A 16,015-nucleotide genomic window follows, 5' to 3' on the forward strand; every position below is an offset into this window, starting at 1 on the left:
GGAATTGTCATGGAACAGAGAGATCTTGTTATCATAGGAGCTGGGCCTGCCGGTCTTACCGCGGCCATCTACGGAAGAAGGGCCGGTTTGAGCACCTTGGTGATAGAGAAGGGTGTCTTTGGCGGCGCTATCTGCGTGACCGACGAGATCGAGAACTGGCCTGGAGTTAAGCACGCTACCGGCCCCGAGCTCGGAGATATGTTCAGAGATCACGCCGAATCCCTGAAGACAGAGTTCATGGAGGCCGAGGTCAAGTCCATCAAGGAGAACGGAGATTCCAAGATAGTCGTGACCGACAAGGGCGAGATAGAGGCTAAGGCCCTCATCGTCGCTACCGGAGCCAGCTTCAGAAAGCTCGGTTGCCCCGGAGAGGCCGAGTTCACCGGCAAGGGGGTCAGCTACTGCGCTACCTGTGACGGAGCCTTCTTCGAGGATCTTGAGATAGCGGTCATCGGAGGAGGAAACACCGCCGTAGAGGAGGCCTGCTACCTCACTCAGTTCGCCTCCAAGGTCTATATCGTACATAGAAGGGACAAGTTCCGGGCCGATCAGGTGGCTGTGGATCGTGCTCTGGCCAATCCCAAGATCCAGCCTGTCTGGGATTCCGTGGTCGAGGAGATCGCCGGAGACGGTATGGTCGAGAAGGTCGTTCTCAAGAACGTCAAGACCGGAGAGATCTCCGAGATCCCCGTATCCGGCGTATTCATGTTCGTCGGCAACACCCCCAACGCCGAGTTGGTCAAGGATATTCTGGAGACCGAAAAGGGCGGATGGGTCAAGACCGACGAAAAGATGGCCTCGTCGATGAAGGGACTCTTCGTCGCCGGCGACCTTAGGAGCAAATCCCTCCGCCAGGTTGTCACTGCCGCGAGCGACGGAGCAATCGCGGCCATGTCCTCCTACGAATATATTGCGGAGCACTTCTAGAAGATTTATACTTATAGGCGGTGGGGCGGGGTGGCTGTCACCCCGCCCTTTTCTTTAGGTAAAATGTCCCTTCAACGGAGGAGGATGATCGATGATCGTCACTGTGACTCTAAACCCAGCGGTCGATGAAGGCTATGTAGTCAGGGATTTCAATCCGGGAGGGTGGTTTCGGGCGGTATCGTCCGACAGATCTCCAGGGGGAAAGGGGATCAACGTCTCCCTGCTCCTGAATCAGCTGGGCCATGAATCGGCCGCTATGGGTTTTTTGGCGGGGTTTAATGGGGATTACATCAGAGACGTCTTGAGGCGCCTTCGCATAACCACCAACTTCGTACACGTTACCGGAGAGACCAGGACCAACGTCTATGTAGTGGACGAGACCGGCCGGGTCGAGACGGGAATATCCGAGTCCGGACCGGAGATCTCGGAGGATGCTCTCACTCGCTTTCTGTCCAATTACAGACGGATGTTGAACAGAGCTTCGGTGGTGGTTATAGGAGGCTCCATCCCTCCGGGAGTTCCGCAGGATATCTACAGGGATCTGGTGTCCATGGCCAAAGACGTAGGAGTGGAAACCTTCGTTGATGCCGCGGGGCCAGCTTTTATGGCCGGTATAGAGGCGGGACCGTCCTTTGCCAAGATCGACCATAGGTTCATGTCTCAACTTTCGGGAACCCCGCTTTCCACTCTGGACAACCTGATCCGCGCTGTCTCCGACCTCCACGATCTGGGGGTGAACTGGGCGGTCTCCTCGTATCACGTCTACGGAGACGTGTTTTTTACACCGGACGGCATCTATCTGGCAAAACTGGGAGACAGGACCGACGTGGTCTCCATGTTCGGGGCCAGCGATGCTCTGGTGGCTGGGTTAGTTGTGGGTTATATGGAAGGCATGTCTCCGGAGGAAGCCATCCGTTTCAGCATGGGCTGTGCCATGGAGGACGCTACCCACATGGCCAAGGGGATCAGCGGCAGAGAGGCAGTGGAACGGTATATGTCGACGGTGGAGATAGAGAAACTTCGTTGACCGTCGAATTTCGGTTCAAGCCGGAGACGGGAAACATCCGAAACTACTGATAGGAGGTGGGTGCTTATGGAACAGAAGAATCAGAACGCTCAGTTGGCCTATCAGGTCACTAGGATCAGAACTGCCTCTAGAGAACAGTTGTTGCTGATAACCTACGATATAGCCATTAGATTTTGCCTGTCCGCCGAATCGGCCATAGCGAAGGGCGATACCGAGGAAAGCCACGAGAACCTCTTGAGAGCTCAGAACGCAATTAGGGAACTTATGGTTTCACTCAACGTGCAGGTCGGTGGTTCCGTCGCGGAGAACTTGATGGGGCTATACGATTTCATGCATCGTAGCCTCGTGGAGGCCAACGTGGAGAAATCGGAGGAAAAGGTGGCTATGGTCAGGTCCATGCTGGAAGAGCTGCGGGATACCTGGCAGGAAGCATTGGAGAAGATCAAGAAAGAGGCCATCTCCAACAATCAGGAGGAGACCGTCCCGTCCGGGGGAGGGGTTAGTTTTGCCGGTTAAGCTGGAAGATCTGGTAGCCGGATTGCTGAGACAGGAGCTTGATCTTTACCGGCTGCTCAGGTCGAGAATAGACGCAGAGCTGGAGGCCATCGACGGTGACGATATGGATCTCCTCATGTCCATCCTTCAGGAAAAACAGTCCATAATATCCAGACAGGAGCTTCTTATGGAGCGTTGGGGGGATGTGTCCTCCGAACTAGGGATATCGGAGGGCCGAGACGAACCGGTTTTCTGGAAGGCTCTTGCCTCGGCGGTGGGTGAGAGAGGCTACGAGGCCCTTATATCCAGGGTGAGAGAGATTCAGGATCTGGTCTCTGCCTCTATAGATTTCGAGAACGTCGCGCAGGAGAAGATGGCCGGAAAATTGAGTGAGCTCAGAAGCCGGATGTCCCGGGTCGCCAACGGCAAAAAGGCGGTACGGGGATATATGGGCAGCATCTGAAGGTGCCGTCGTGAGGATGGATACTCTTAAAAAAATGGCTGAGAAAGCCATTTTTTTATTATCCTTGGCTCTCTGTCTCTTTCTGTCCCCCGTGGCCGGACTAGCCGGTCCTTACGAAAGGGAGATAGCCTTAGGCAAAAAAGTGGCCTCTCAGGTAGAGGAGCAGTGGCCGATCGTATCCGATCCAGTCAAGGTCGCTAGGGTAAGGGCGGTGTTCGAGAGATTGCTTCCCTTCGTCGAGAGGAAGCTTCCCTACAGCGTGAATCTCCTGGATGCCGATTTTCCCAACGCCTTCTGTATCCCCGGAGGTGGAATATACGTCACATCCGGCATGTTGGATTTCGTTAGGAGCGACGGCGAATTGGCCGCTATTTTGGCTCACGAGTTGACCCATGCAGACAAAAACCACGTCATGATCCAGGCGGAGAGATCCCAGAAGCTGTCATTGGCTACCTTGGCTATCTTGATCGCCAGCGAGGGGCAGGCAGCCGCTGCCATGATGGCTGGAGTGGCTCAGATCGCCATAACCAACGGATACAGCCGGGACCTCGAGAGGGAGGCGGATCTTGGCGCCGTCGATAAGATTCACCGGGCCGGTTATCCTTCCGCCGCCGCTCTTACCGTGATGGAGGGGTTGGCAGCGGAACAGCTGAAGAGGCCTTACGTAGATCCCGGTGTTTTCATGGATCATCCTAGATTATCCGATAGAATCGACTATATCACGAGGTTCATAGAGGACAGCGGCTGGGAGCTCAGCCGTAAAGCCGCTTTGAATCTTTTAGTTACAGAGGTGAGGGAATCGGACTATAGGTTGGAGCTGACCGTCGACGGGCTGCCCGTCTGGTCGTCTTCCTCGGAGAATCGGGAGTACTTGGCCGAGGTGGCTTCGGCTATATCCGATAGCCTGGAACTTGAGACATCACCACACGACATACAGATAATAGGGACCCTCGAGGGACGGAAATCGCTTATCATAAGCGGACATATAATAGCTTCCGACCCCCTTCCGAAAGGAACATCCTCTCTGTCCGAGCTCAGAAAGGGCATATTGAAAGCTCTCTCCGCGGCTAAGGACAAGAACCCCACAGCAGACTATCTTTCCTGACGAAGAGCCCGACACGCTGCATCCGAACAGCCCGTCGGGTATAATGGTCGTGCCTCCTTGGAGGATTTTTTATAAGAACAGGAGGACTTCCATGTACCTTTCTCTGTACCGTCGCTATAGACCTCAGACTTTTCAGGACGTAACCGGCCAAAATACCGCCGTAGAGGTGGTGCGCCGCGCCGTCTCCAGGGGTAACGTGGGACACGCCTATCTCTTTTCCGGTCCTAGAGGTTGCGGAAAGACCACTGTAGCCAGGCTTTTCGCCAAGGCCGTCAACTGTAGTGACCGAGGCAAGGGCGGAGAACCCTGCAACGTCTGTGATTCCTGTCGCAGTATCTCGGAGGGAAACTCCCTCGACGTCGTAGAGATAGACGGAGCCTCCAATAACAGGGTCGACGAGATAAGGGATCTCAAGACCCACGTGGGGCTGGCGTCTTTTTCCTCTCCCTACAAGGTCTATATAGTGGACGAGGTCCACATGCTTTCCATAGGGGCTTTCAACGCCTTGTTGAAGACACTGGAGGAGCCCCCCGAGTCGGTGCTCTTCATCCTGGCGACCACGGAGCCCTTCAAGGTTCCGGTTACGATTCGTTCCAGATGTCAGCATATACCCTTTCACTCTATCGGTCTGGAGGATATGGTCTCCAGATTGCGTTATGTCACCGAACTGGAAAAGGTGAAATGCGACGACGACTCCCTATGGGAGATCGCCCGTCAGGCCGACGGTGGTCTGAGGGACGGGCTTTCACTGTTGGAGCAGGCTATGGCTGTCCAGGATGACGGGGTGGATTTGTCCGTGGTTGAACGGTTGGTGGGAGGAGGAAGTCACGGAGAGCTGTGTAGATGGCTCGACGGTTTTCACGAAAGAGGTGAAATGGGCACCCTCAAGGACCTCGAGGGGATGTTCCTCAGAGGCGCCTCTGTGGAGAGGGTGCTCGACGGACTTTACGTTATATTCAGGAATCTCTGGATAGCCTCTAGGTGGGGCGAGAAGGGAATAGACGCTTTGGGCCTGTCTCCCTGGGAAAGTCGTTTCCTGACCCGAACCGTCGGAAGATGGAACGAACCGTTTCTCAGGGATATGATGGAACTGACGTCGTCCCTTATGCCTCAGGGCAGAAGAGGACTGAGGCAGGACGTGCTGATCGGGATTTTGATGACCCGTCTGGTGCCTTCGGAAACGCCGTCCTCCATCAAGTCTCCTACCGTCGAGCCGCCTAATGAGGAGCCGGTCTCGGCGAAACCGGCGCCCGTATCCGTTCCCGCGTCAGACGGAGAGGATCCGCCACTGTGGTCTCGCTTTGGGGATATACCCCATATAGTCTCCGCCCTGGCTTTTTGCGCCATATCTAGGTCCGACGACGAGATGGAGGTCGTGGTATCTCCGGAAAGAGTCTTCTGCTTCGAGCTTCTCTCCGGAGAGAGAAACGCCTATATAATGCAGTCCGTTCTGAACGAGGACGGATGGGAGGGGCGAGTCGTCTTTCGTTGCGGAGATCGAGAGAGGGTTTACGAGCCCTTATCGGCTCCTTCGTCGCAGGAACTTCCCCTGGAGGTCGATCGGGAGGACCAGAGGGAGACTGTTAAAGAGGTAAAATCGACGGATGTCTCCAAAACAGAGGATATAGAGGTCCCCGACGGGGACGACGGTTTATTGAGAGCCCTTCAGGTGGTCCGATCCCAGACCTCCGGGGAGGTCCTTTACCTTCGCAAAGACGAGGAGATAGAGAAGGAGGATGAGATAGACGGTGACTAAGGAAAAGAATTTCGTCCACCTTCACGTCCATACGGAATACAGCCTTCTTGACGGTGCCATCCGATGCAAGGAGCTAGCCAGAAGGGCCAAGGAATGGGGTATGCCCGCCGTAGCCATATCGGATCACGGCGTGATGTACGGTGTCATAGAGTTTTACCAGGCCTGCAAGGACGAGGGAATCAAGCCGATCATAGGGTGCGAGATCTACGTTGCCCCAGAGGGAATAGAGGAGAAGAGAAAGGAAAATCCGATAAATCACCTTCTCCTCCTGGCGGAGAACGACGTCGGATACCACAACCTGGTAAAGCTGGTCTCCATCGCCAACACCGACGGTTTCTACTACAAACCCAGGGTGGACCACGACCTTCTGTCCCGTTACAGCGAGGGGATCATAGCCTGTTCCGCCTGCCTGGCCGGAGAGATCCCCCAGCTTCTCATAGCAGGAGAGGACGAGAAGGCCCTGGATAGGGCGAATCTCTACAGGGATATATTCGGCGAGGACAACTTCTTTCTCGAGATACAGTACAACCATATCCCTCACCAGGCGGTTGTCAACAAGGGACTGATAGAGATGTCCCGTAAGCACGGTTTCCCTCTGGTGGCCACCACCGACTCGCACTACATGAACAAGGAGGACTACGACTGGCACGAGATTCTTCTGTGCGTGGGGACCAACTCGACCCTGGACGATCCTAAGAGGATGTCCTTCGAGACCAACGACTTCTACCTTCGTTCCGCAGAGGAGATGTGGCAGATATTCGGGGACGATGTGCCGGAGGCTCTGGAGAATACTCTGAAAATAGCGGAAAGGTGCGACGTTTCCTTCGACCTGGGGACGAGGGAGTATAAGCTTCCCCAGTTCGATATACCCGAGGGTGAGACCTTGGAGAGCTTTCTGGAGAAAAGCGCCTTCGATGGACTCAAGGAGAGGTTGAAGGGTGCTCCTCTGACGGATGAGTACAGACGGAGACTCGAATACGAGCTGTCGGTGATTAATCAGATGGGGTTCCCCGGTTATTTTTTGATAATCGCCGATGTCATACAGGCCTGTAAGGAGAGGGGCATACCCATAGGTCCCGGGAGAGGTTCCGCTGCGGGGTCTCTGGTGGCATACGCCATGAAGATAACCGAGCTGGATCCCATAAAATACGGTCTGATCTTCGAGAGATTCCTCAATCCCGAGAGGGTGACCATGCCCGATATAGACACGGACGTCTCTGACAAGGGACGGGAAGATCTTCTAAAGTATGTCGTGGAGAAGTACGGGGTGGAAAACGTCTCCCAGATAATAACCTTCGGTAGGATGAAGACCAAGGCTGCCATAAAGGACGTGGGAAGAGCCATGGGTATTCCCTACGCCGAGGTGGACAGGGTAGCCAAACTCGTTCCCGACGGAGTGAAGTCCATCGCCGATGCCATCTCCCTGACCCCGGATCTCAAGGAAATCCGTGACAAGGACCCTAAGATGAGGACCTTGCTGGAAAGCGCCGCCAAGATAGAGGGCTTGGCCAGGCATTGTTCCCAGCACGCAGCCGGGGTGGTAATAACCCCCATGCCTCTTACCGACCTGGTTCCGGTCCGTAAGATAGGGGAGAACCAGGTAGTGACGCAGTTCTCGATGGAGCCTGTCGAGAGGCTGGGGTTGGTCAAGATGGACTTTCTGGGACTTCAGACTCTCTCCATATTGGAAGAAGCGTTGGAAAATATAAAAACCAACGGCAAGGAACCTCCAAACCTGAACGAACTGCCCATGGACGATCAGTCTACCTTCAAGATGCTCCAGGCGGGAGATACCTTGGGAGTGTTCCAATTGGAGTCGGCCGGTATGAGACGGTTGCTCAAGAAGATGCTTCCCGACAGCTTCGAGGACGTCATAGCGGTGCTGGCTCTCTATCGCCCCGGTCCTCTGGAGAGCGGAATGCTGGATCAGTACGTGGAGTGCAAGCACGGCAGGGCCAAAGCTCATTATCTTCATCCCATGCTGGAGGACGTCCTGAAGGAAACCCACGGGGTCATTCTCTATCAGGAACAGGTTATGAAATGCGCATCCACCCTCGCTGGTTACACTCTGGGGGGAGCGGATCTTCTTCGCAGAGCCATGGGGAAAAAAAAGGTCGAGGTCATGAACGAGCAGAGGGCCATCTTCCTCTCCGGAGCGGAGAAGCAGGGAGTTGACAAGGCCAAGGCCGACGAGATCTTCGACATAATACAGAAGTTCGCCGGATACGGCTTCAACAAATCCCACAGTGCCGCCTATGCTCTCATCAGTTACCAGACAGCCTATCTCAAAGCCCATTACGATAGGGAATTTATGGCAGCCTATCTTACCAGCCAGATAGGGTCAAAAAAGGACGTCATGGCAGCCTACGTCAGGGAGGTCAGAAAATCTGGCATTCCTGTGTTGCCCCCGGACGTAAACCAGTCCCGTTCGGCCTTCACAGCTGCGGAGAACGTAATCCGTTTCGGCCTCGAGGCCGTGGGCAAGGTGGGATCAGGGGCGGTGGAGGCTATCATAAAGGCCAGGGAAGAGGGAGGCCCCTTCAAGGATCTCTGGGATTTTCTGGACCGAGTGGACGTTCGCTGTCTGAACAAGGGGGTCATGGAAAACCTCATAAAGGCCGGGGCGTTCGACAGCATATCTCCAAATCGCAGACAGCTCATGGAATCCTTCCCGGCCATGATGGACTATGCTTTGAAACGGGGTTGCGACGGAGACCAGTGTTCGCTTTTCGGGGAACAGGAGGCGGCAGTTCACCCAGATATGGTAGAGGTCGAGGATTACGATATACAGGAAAAACTGGAGATGGAAAAGTCCGCCATAGGCATGTATATATCGGGACATCCCTTCGAGAGATACGAGGAGAAGGCCTCCAGATACGTCAACTGTACCATCTCCGATCTGGAGCTCTGGAGGAGCGAGAAGGTGTCTCCCTGCTTCGCCGGCATGTTGGTGGAATCGGTGGAAAAATATACCAAAAGAGGGGAGCCTATGGGGATACTTCGTTTCGAGGATTGTTCCGGAGAGATCGAGGCAGTATGTTTCCCCAAACCCAGGGAAGGAAGACCCTGGTTGGATATCAAGCCCTCTTTGATATTGGGAGACCCCTACCTGGTCAGAGGATCCGTGCAGGATCGGGGCGGGGTGAACGTTCTGGTGAACGAGGTAGTTCCCCTGAAGGGAGAGCTCGTAGGCGTCAAACGATACGCCGAGATATCCCTCCGGGAGGAGGCCTTCAGGGAGTCCTTTTTCAGGGAGTTTTTGCGTATATTGAAGGGGCACCCAGGCGATAGTTCGGTCTTGTTGAAGTTGGAGGGCGACCACGAAAGAGCGTGCGTGATCCTGGACGATATCAGAATATCCCCTAGCTCGGATCTCCGTAAAAAGCTGGAGAGTTTGATTTCCTCCGATCTAGTTGCTTTGAGGATATAGAGTCTTTTTTTTCGGAGGTGAAATATAATATGCAGAGAAAGGTCAAGATAATATGCACATTGGGCCCTTCCAGCTCCGACAGAGAGGTTCTGGCGGAGATGATAAAGGGAGGCATGACCGTGGCTCGCCTGAACTTCAGCCATGGAACCCACGAAGGGCATCTCGATACTTTGAGGTTGGTCCGTGGTCTCTCCGATGTGTACGGAGGCCCGGTGCCGATCATGCTTGATACCAAGGGACCGGAGATAAGGACCGGGCTTCTGAAAGACGGAACCACCGATCTCGTTCAGGGCTCCGCCTTTTCCTTGAGGCTTAAAGACGATTCTCCCGGGGACTCCTCCGGCGTGTGGGTCACCTATCATCTCTTGGGAGACGAGGTCTCGGTGGGACAGGATGTCTTCATAGACGACGGTACCATTCATCTCAGGATAGATTCCATCTCGAAGGAATCTGTCGACTGTTCCGTAGTGGTAGGAGGCTCTTTGGGCAACAGAAAGGGCGTCAACGTGCCTGGAGCGAACTTCTCCTTCTCCGCCATGTCCGAAAAGGACAGGGAGGACATACTATGGGGCGTAGAAAACGACGTGGATTTCGTGGCTGTCTCTTTCGTGAGGGACAGACAGGACGTCCTGGCTGTGAGAAAGGTAATAGAGGATGCCGGTGGAAACATAAAGATAATCGCCAAGATCGAGACCCGCCAAGCGGTGGCAAACATAGACGAGATAGCCGAGGTCGTAGACGGGATGATGATAGCTAGAGGAGATCTGGGAGTCGAGATACCGACCGAGGAGGTTCCGCTGGTCCAGAAGAGATTGATAGATATATGCAGAGGTCAGGGAAAGCCGGTCATAGTGGCCACCCAGATGTTGGACTCGATGATCAGAAATCCAAGGCCTACCAGAGCGGAGGCCAGCGACGTGGCAAACGCGGTTCTAGACGGCGCCGACGTGTTGATGCTCTCGGGAGAGACCGCGGCGGGGAAATATCCTGCGAGGTCCGTGGAGACAATGTCCAGAATTATCTCCAAGGCGGAGGAACAGCTCGAGAGATGGCAACGTCCCTTTGAGGTCCCTTCCGTGCCCAACAGCGTTCCGGATGCGGTCAGTATGGCCGCGGTGGAGATAGCTAAAAAAACCGGGGCCAAGGCAATTCTTTCCCTTACCAGAAGCGGCGTTACTGCCAGGATGGTCAGCAAATATCGTCCGGATTGTCCGATTATCGCCACCACTCCATCGGTAAAGACGCAAAAAGAGCTCTCGCTCAGTTGGGGAGTAGTTCCCCTTTTCAAGAGCACCGACGGTTCTGAGGACGAGGCGATAGAGGGAGCGGTCGCCGCCGCCATGGGGCGAGGATTTCTATCAGAAGGGGATATGGTAGTGATAACCGCCGGTATGCCCTTGGACGTGCCAGGGACTACGAATATGGTGAGGGTCCATACCATAGGGCGAATCGTCCTTAGAGGCCTTCCGGTGATTCCCAAGGTCCTGGCTGGTCGGGTGTTTAAGGCCTCTTCTGCCAAGGAAGCTCAATCCATGCAGGACGGGGATATACTGGTGACTTCCTTTACCGATGGATCCTACATGTCTGCTTTAAAGCGAGCCGGTGCTTTGATCACGGAGGAGGGAGGGCTTACGTCTCCCTCGGCTATAATGGCCCTTGAACTCGGCCTGCCCTGTATCGTCAACGCCTCTCGATGCATGGAGTCCCTTAAGACCGGAAACATCGTGACGGTAGACAGCGGGAAAGGACTGGTCTACGAGGGGACTGTAAACGTTGGAGCCTAGCCCACGCTTTTCCCCTTTTTCTCCGTGGGAGACTCTCGTCGGTAACTTTGAACCGGTCCGATGGGGAGCGGTTGCCATTCCTATCTTATCGACCAAAGCTGGGCCTAGAGTTGTGTCGATATTAAGGCCGGAATCGATGAGGTCTCACGGAGGGCAGATAGCTTTTCCCGGAGGAGCCAGAGAGGAGGGGGACCTCACCCCATGGGAAACGGCCTGTAGAGAGACCTGCGAGGAGATAGGCCTGGACGGGAAATATCTTAAATTTCTCGGAGCCGTCCCAATTGAGGACGTCTTTGTCAGCGGTTTCAAGGTCATACCTATAGTCGTAGAGGTCGATGGAGCCGTGAGGGAGTCGGATTTCGTCCTCAACGAGGACGAGGTCGCGAGGGTGATTCTCCTGGATCCCGATACTCTCTCCGGTTCTCCGGAGATGAAGAGAGGTCTTTATAGGGGGGTCGAATACTCTTATCCCATATATCCTCTTTGCGAAAAAATGTCCCTTTGGGGGGCTTCAGCCAGGATGTTCCGGAATGTGGATCGCCTAGGGTTCTTTCGGCGTTTTCGGTCTTTTGAATAGTCGTTTTTCCAAGCCTCTTGAATCTAGCGGCCAGGTCGAGAAGGGGATGCATCATGACGGAAATATTTAAGCTTATAAGATGGCAGGATGTAGTCGATATATTGGTCATATATTACGTCGTCTATCGCCTTCTTTCGCTGCTATACGGAACGAGAGCGATGCAGCTGGTCAAGGGGCTTCTGGTTATCGGTATGCTCGCGGCATCCGCCAGGCTCCTCAACCTGGGGACCATATCGTGGTTTATGGGGCAAATCCTGAGCATAACGGTAATAGCCGTTCCCATAGTCTTTCAGCCCGAGCTTCGGAAAGTCCTGGAGGAGCTCGGCAGGGGGAACATATGGAAGAGACATAAGGCGCAGAAAAGAGCGGAGACGATCGCCGGGGAAATATCGAAAGCCCTAATCTACATGAAGGGTCAAAGGATAGGAGCTTTGCTGGTATTGCAGAGAGGGACGGGGCTGAAGGATTTTTGGCGTACAGCCATAGAGTTGAACGCGGACATAACTCAGGAACTCTTGATATCCATCTTTTGGGTCAACAACCCACTCCACGACGGAGCGGTCATCCTGGATCAATCCAAGATCATAGCGGCTGGATGTTATCTGCCCTTGACGGAGAACAGCGATCTCTCTAGGTGGATAGGGACGAGGCATCGGGCCGGTCTTGGGGTCACCGAGGTGTCGGACGCTATTTCCCTGATAGTTTCGGAGGAGAGAGGAGAGGTGTCTCTGGCCATTAACGGACATCTTTCCAGAAACCTCAAGGACGATCAGGTGCATAAGCTTTTGGTCCATTATTTTTCCGGAGAGGATACGGAACAGCAATCCTTCCTCGATACTCTCAGAGATGAGATAAAATCTCTAGGATCGTGAGGGTAGAACGATGCCTTTTTTAAAAAACGTGGATAACTTTTTCGGATCCAGATTCTTCCTTCGAATAGTGTCTCTCTTCGTCGCTTTGGTGCTGTGGTTCTACGTAAACGGGGATATCGGCGGCAACATGGAAAAAGAGGTGTCCTGCGACGTCCAATTCCTCAACCTTTCCTCGGAGCTGACCTTGACCTCCGAGCTTCGTAAAGTGGACGTAGGTGTGGAGGGGAAAAGAGACGTAGTCGCCGATTTAAACCCGATGGACATATTATGCGAGGTGGACGTAAGGGGGCTTGCTCCGGGTAAGTACCGGCTGCCGGTTAAGGTGATATTGCCCGCAGGAGTTAAGCTGGGGTTCGTTCGGCCTCCTAACATGGAGGTGTCTCTGCTCAGGTATGCGGAAAAAGTGTTGCCCATACACGTTTCCGTGGTAGGTGGTCTCCCTGCCGGGTTGTTGATGGACGCAGTGGACCTATCCCCGACGGAGGTAACCGTCAGAGGCCCGGAGGAGGATCTGGCCTCGGTTAAAGAGGTCCAGGTCCAGCCTACCGTAGATGAACTTCAAAAAGGAGAAAAGCTTACCTTGCCGGTTAAGCTGATACAATCGGAGGGGGCTGACGACTCTTTGACTGTCCATCCTTCCGAGGCGGATCTTACGGCGATACTTCGTAAGGGACTTCCGAGAAAGACCCTGCCGGTAGATATTTCCGTTAGTGGATCCCCGGCGGAGAGTTTCGAGGTTAAAACCCTTGTAGTTACTCCGTCGATGATCGAGATAGAGGGGCCGGAAAAGGCTATCAAGAAAATAGACAAGGTGGAGACTGAGACTATCGATCTTACCGGGTTCGATAAAGACAGATCGATGATAGTACCCTTGAGGCCGCTTGAGGACGAAGAGGTCCATTTTCTGGGTGATTCCGCGGTGTCCGTGAAGGTCATGCTTAAGCCTAAAACGGAGAGCAGACTGTTTGCCGGGGTTCCCGTAGTCACTAAGGGGAGAAGTGTCTATCCCGGATGGGAGGTATCTCCCCAGACCGTGGACGTCAGATTGGAAGGACCAGCGAAGGTGATGAAATCCCTGGAAGATTCGGAAATCCCCTTTTTCGTATACGTTGACGTTACCAACATAGTATCGAGACAGCTTCGGGTTCCCGTAACGATCGAGATGAGAGAAAAGGGACTTAAGGTCGTATCGGTGGCTCCTGAAAGAGTGACCGTTAAGGCTAAAATAGATTGATGTCATATAGGATAAACGAGGGAGGAGCGCTTATGAGCGACGTAGCTACTAAGAGGAGGCGATGTCTCTTCGGTACCGATGGGGTCAGAGACGTGGCCAACAGGGGGTCCATGACCCCTGAGATGGCTCTTCGCCTAGGCAGAGCATACGTTCTCTTTTTGACCGAAAGGGGATTCCCCAGGCCCAAGATAGTAGTGGGTAGGGATACCCGCCGTTCCGGACCTATGTTGGAGGCCGCTCTTGCGGCTGGCATGACGTCCGCCGGGGCGGATGTAATATGTGTGGGAGTGACTCCTACTCCTTCCGTCGGTTTTGGAGTGAGGTTTTTTTCGGCCCAGGGAGGGGCCGTGATAAGCGCCTCTCATAACCCAGCGGAGTATAACGGAATAAAGTTCCTGGATGGAGTCGGGTGTAAGCTCTCCGACGAGGATGAACTTTCGATAGAGGACTATCTTGGAGACAATCTGATAGATGAATGGCGTCCATCAGGTGCTTCGGTCGGCTCTATCGAGAGCAGAGAGTGCGACTTCAACAGACAGTACGAGGATCATGTTCTGGACCTGGTTGGCCACGTCGGTCTCGATAGGGCTTCGATACTTTTCGACTGTGCCAATGGAGCTCTATCTCCGATCGTGTCGGATATGATCGGCAGGATGGGGATGGTTAACTCTTCCGCCGTAGGCAATCTTCCGGATGGACTGAACATCAACGAAAAATGCGGTGTCATGGCGATGGAGGGGCTCTGTAAGGAAGTCATGGCAAGAGGTATGTCGTTGGGGATCGCCTACGACGGGGATGCGGACAGGGTCCTTCTCTCCGACGGAAAGGGGCGAGTCCTGGACGGAGACATAATGCTCTGGATCATAGGCCGATGGCTTCATTCCCGGGGGGAGCTGGGTGCTGGGGTAGTGGCCACAGTTATGAGCAATTTGGCCCTGGATCACCATTTAAAGGCCGATGGCATCGATGTGCATCGTTGTCCCGTAGGAGACCGTTACGTCTTTCAGACAATGGTGGAAAAGGATGCCAGGCTCGGCGGAGAACAATCGGGGCACGTGATAGTCTTTCCTTACACTAAAACGGGCGATGGATTATGTACGGGATTTCTGTTTTTGAGAGCTTGCAACGAGCTGAAGGAGGATATCGACACCTTGGTGGATCGTTTCGGGCGATTCCCCCAAAAGCTTACCAACATAGTCGTCAAGGATAAGAGTCGCGTTATGAACGACGGGGATATAGCCTCCGCGGTGGAGTCTGCGTCGAAAGATCTAGGCGATACCGGCAGAGTTTTCCTAAGACCGTCCGGCACGGAGCCTTTAGTCAGGCTCCTCGTCGAATGTCAGGACCCGAATCTGATGGAGGAGATATCCTCCGATCTACAGAGGCGCATATTGGAGATGATAGTATGACCCATTTGGAGTGCATCTTCCCGGTAGCGGGACTGGGTACAAGATTTCTGCCTGCCACGAAAGAGATTCCCAAGGAGATGGTCCCTCTTTTGGATCGCCCGGTCATCCACTATGGAGTAGACGAGGCCCGTAACTCGGGTTGTTCTCGGATGATAATGGTCACAGGGCGCTCAAAGGGCTGTCTGGAGGATTATTTCGATCGTTCCTGGGAACTGGAGAGAATTCTTGAATCCAGGGGGAAGGAACGTCTTCTGGACGCTGTAAGGGAGACTTCCTCTATGGGGGATATCCTCTCGGTAAGACAGAGCGCCCCGCTTGGGCTCGGACACGCCGTGCTTTGTGGAGAGCCATTGTGTAACGGTGAATTTTTCTCCGTAATACTTCCAGACGACGTGATGGAGGGGCAGCCTCCTGTGCTTCGTCAGCTGATGGACGTTCACGATACTCTGGGAGGATCCGTCCTGGCCCTGGAGGAGGTGTCGGATGCCGAAGTCTCCAGATATGGCATGGTGGCAGTAGAGCCTTCGGGAACGGAGGGGATATTCCGAATTACCGACATGGTCGAGAAACCCTCGGCTGCCGATTCTCCCAGCAGGTTGGCGGTGATGGGGAGATACGTTCTGTCCAGAAGGATTTTCGATCTACTTAAGTCTCAGCCTAAGGGAGCCGGTGGAGAATACCAATTGACCGATGGGATAAAAGCTTTGATAGACGAGGAGCCGGTCTGGGGGGTTGTTTACAAGGGAGAACGATACGACTGCGGCACCCTGGAAGGATGGTTGGATGCTACTATCAGGATGGCCTGTAGACGAAAGGATTTAGCCGGAGTGGTCGAAAAAGCGATATCCTCGGCCGGTAAATAGAGCGACGTCTGCACGGGAAGGGGGTGATATCCGAAACCACGATTGCGCCCGATAAAAGCGCCTGAACTAGGGA

General features: G+C 54.1%; 13 protein-coding genes. All 13 read left to right on the forward strand.

Annotated elements, in window-relative coordinates; translation table 11 throughout:
- The first annotated feature begins 9 nt into the window (after positions 1-9).
- The 13 genes from trxB (at position 10) to DPEP_RS10365 (ending at position 15,942) form a co-directional block, all read left to right on the forward strand.
- Positions 10-927, forward strand: coding sequence for a thioredoxin-disulfide reductase (trxB, locus tag DPEP_RS10305; RefSeq protein ID WP_005661890.1), 918 nt, complete (start codon positions 10-12; stop codon positions 925-927).
- 91 nt (positions 928-1,018) lie between these two features.
- On the forward strand, positions 1,019-1,954 hold the full coding sequence (locus tag DPEP_RS10310) for a 1-phosphofructokinase family hexose kinase (RefSeq protein ID WP_005661892.1): 936 nt from the start codon (positions 1,019-1,021) through the stop codon (positions 1,952-1,954).
- A gap of 66 nt (positions 1,955-2,020) precedes the next feature.
- Positions 2,021-2,470: a flagellar export chaperone FliS gene (fliS, locus tag DPEP_RS10315; protein WP_005661894.1), complete on the forward strand. Its 450-nt coding sequence runs from the start codon at positions 2,021-2,023 to the stop codon at positions 2,468-2,470.
- Complete coding sequence (locus DPEP_RS10320; RefSeq protein ID WP_005661896.1) at positions 2,460-2,912, forward strand: flagellar protein FlgN; 453 nt, start codon at positions 2,460-2,462, stop codon at positions 2,910-2,912. Before fliS ends, DPEP_RS10320 begins: the two co-directional genes overlap by 11 nt.
- Before the next feature lie 34 nt (positions 2,913-2,946).
- Entirely contained in the window at positions 2,947-4,017 is a 1,071-nt protein-coding gene (locus DPEP_RS10325) for a M48 family metalloprotease (RefSeq protein WP_198003068.1), read from the forward strand.
- Between the two features lie 91 nt (positions 4,018-4,108).
- Complete coding sequence (gene dnaX / locus DPEP_RS12895; RefSeq protein ID WP_005661901.1) at positions 4,109-5,773, forward strand: DNA polymerase III subunit gamma/tau; 1,665 nt, start codon at positions 4,109-4,111, stop codon at positions 5,771-5,773.
- Positions 5,766-9,203 carry a DNA polymerase III subunit alpha gene (dnaE, locus tag DPEP_RS10335; protein ID WP_005661903.1) on the forward strand — a complete coding sequence of 1,146 codons (3,438 nt, stop codon included), beginning with the start codon at positions 5,766-5,768 and terminating at the stop codon, positions 9,201-9,203. The genes dnaX and dnaE overlap by 8 nt, the downstream gene beginning before the upstream one ends.
- Before the next feature lie 29 nt (positions 9,204-9,232).
- Positions 9,233-10,987 carry a pyruvate kinase gene (gene pyk, locus DPEP_RS10340; RefSeq protein ID WP_005661905.1) on the forward strand — a complete coding sequence of 585 codons (1,755 nt, stop codon included), beginning with the start codon at positions 9,233-9,235 and terminating at the stop codon, positions 10,985-10,987.
- Entirely contained in the window at positions 10,977-11,564 is a 588-nt protein-coding gene (locus DPEP_RS10345; protein WP_083797585.1) for an NUDIX hydrolase, read from the forward strand. Before pyk ends, DPEP_RS10345 begins: the two co-directional genes overlap by 11 nt.
- 53 nt (positions 11,565-11,617) lie before the next feature.
- Positions 11,618-12,436, forward strand: coding sequence for a diadenylate cyclase CdaA (gene cdaA / locus DPEP_RS10350; RefSeq protein ID WP_005661909.1), 819 nt, complete (start codon positions 11,618-11,620; stop codon positions 12,434-12,436).
- Between the two features lie 10 nt (positions 12,437-12,446).
- Entirely contained in the window at positions 12,447-13,670 is a 1,224-nt protein-coding gene (locus DPEP_RS10355) for a CdaR family protein (RefSeq protein ID WP_005661911.1), read from the forward strand.
- Positions 13,671-13,702: 32 nt separating this feature from the next.
- Entirely contained in the window at positions 13,703-15,079 is a 1,377-nt protein-coding gene (glmM, locus tag DPEP_RS10360) for a phosphoglucosamine mutase (protein WP_005661912.1), read from the forward strand.
- Positions 15,076-15,942, forward strand: a complete 867-nt coding sequence (locus DPEP_RS10365) for a UTP--glucose-1-phosphate uridylyltransferase (protein WP_005661914.1) — start codon at positions 15,076-15,078, stop codon at positions 15,940-15,942. The genes glmM and DPEP_RS10365 overlap by 4 nt, the downstream gene beginning before the upstream one ends.
- Positions 15,943-16,015: the final 73 nt, after the last annotated feature.

The sequence above is a fragment of the Dethiosulfovibrio peptidovorans DSM 11002 genome (genome assembly GCF_000172975.1).
In the GTDB taxonomy this organism is placed as follows: domain Bacteria; phylum Synergistota; class Synergistia; order Synergistales; family Dethiosulfovibrionaceae; genus Dethiosulfovibrio; species Dethiosulfovibrio peptidovorans.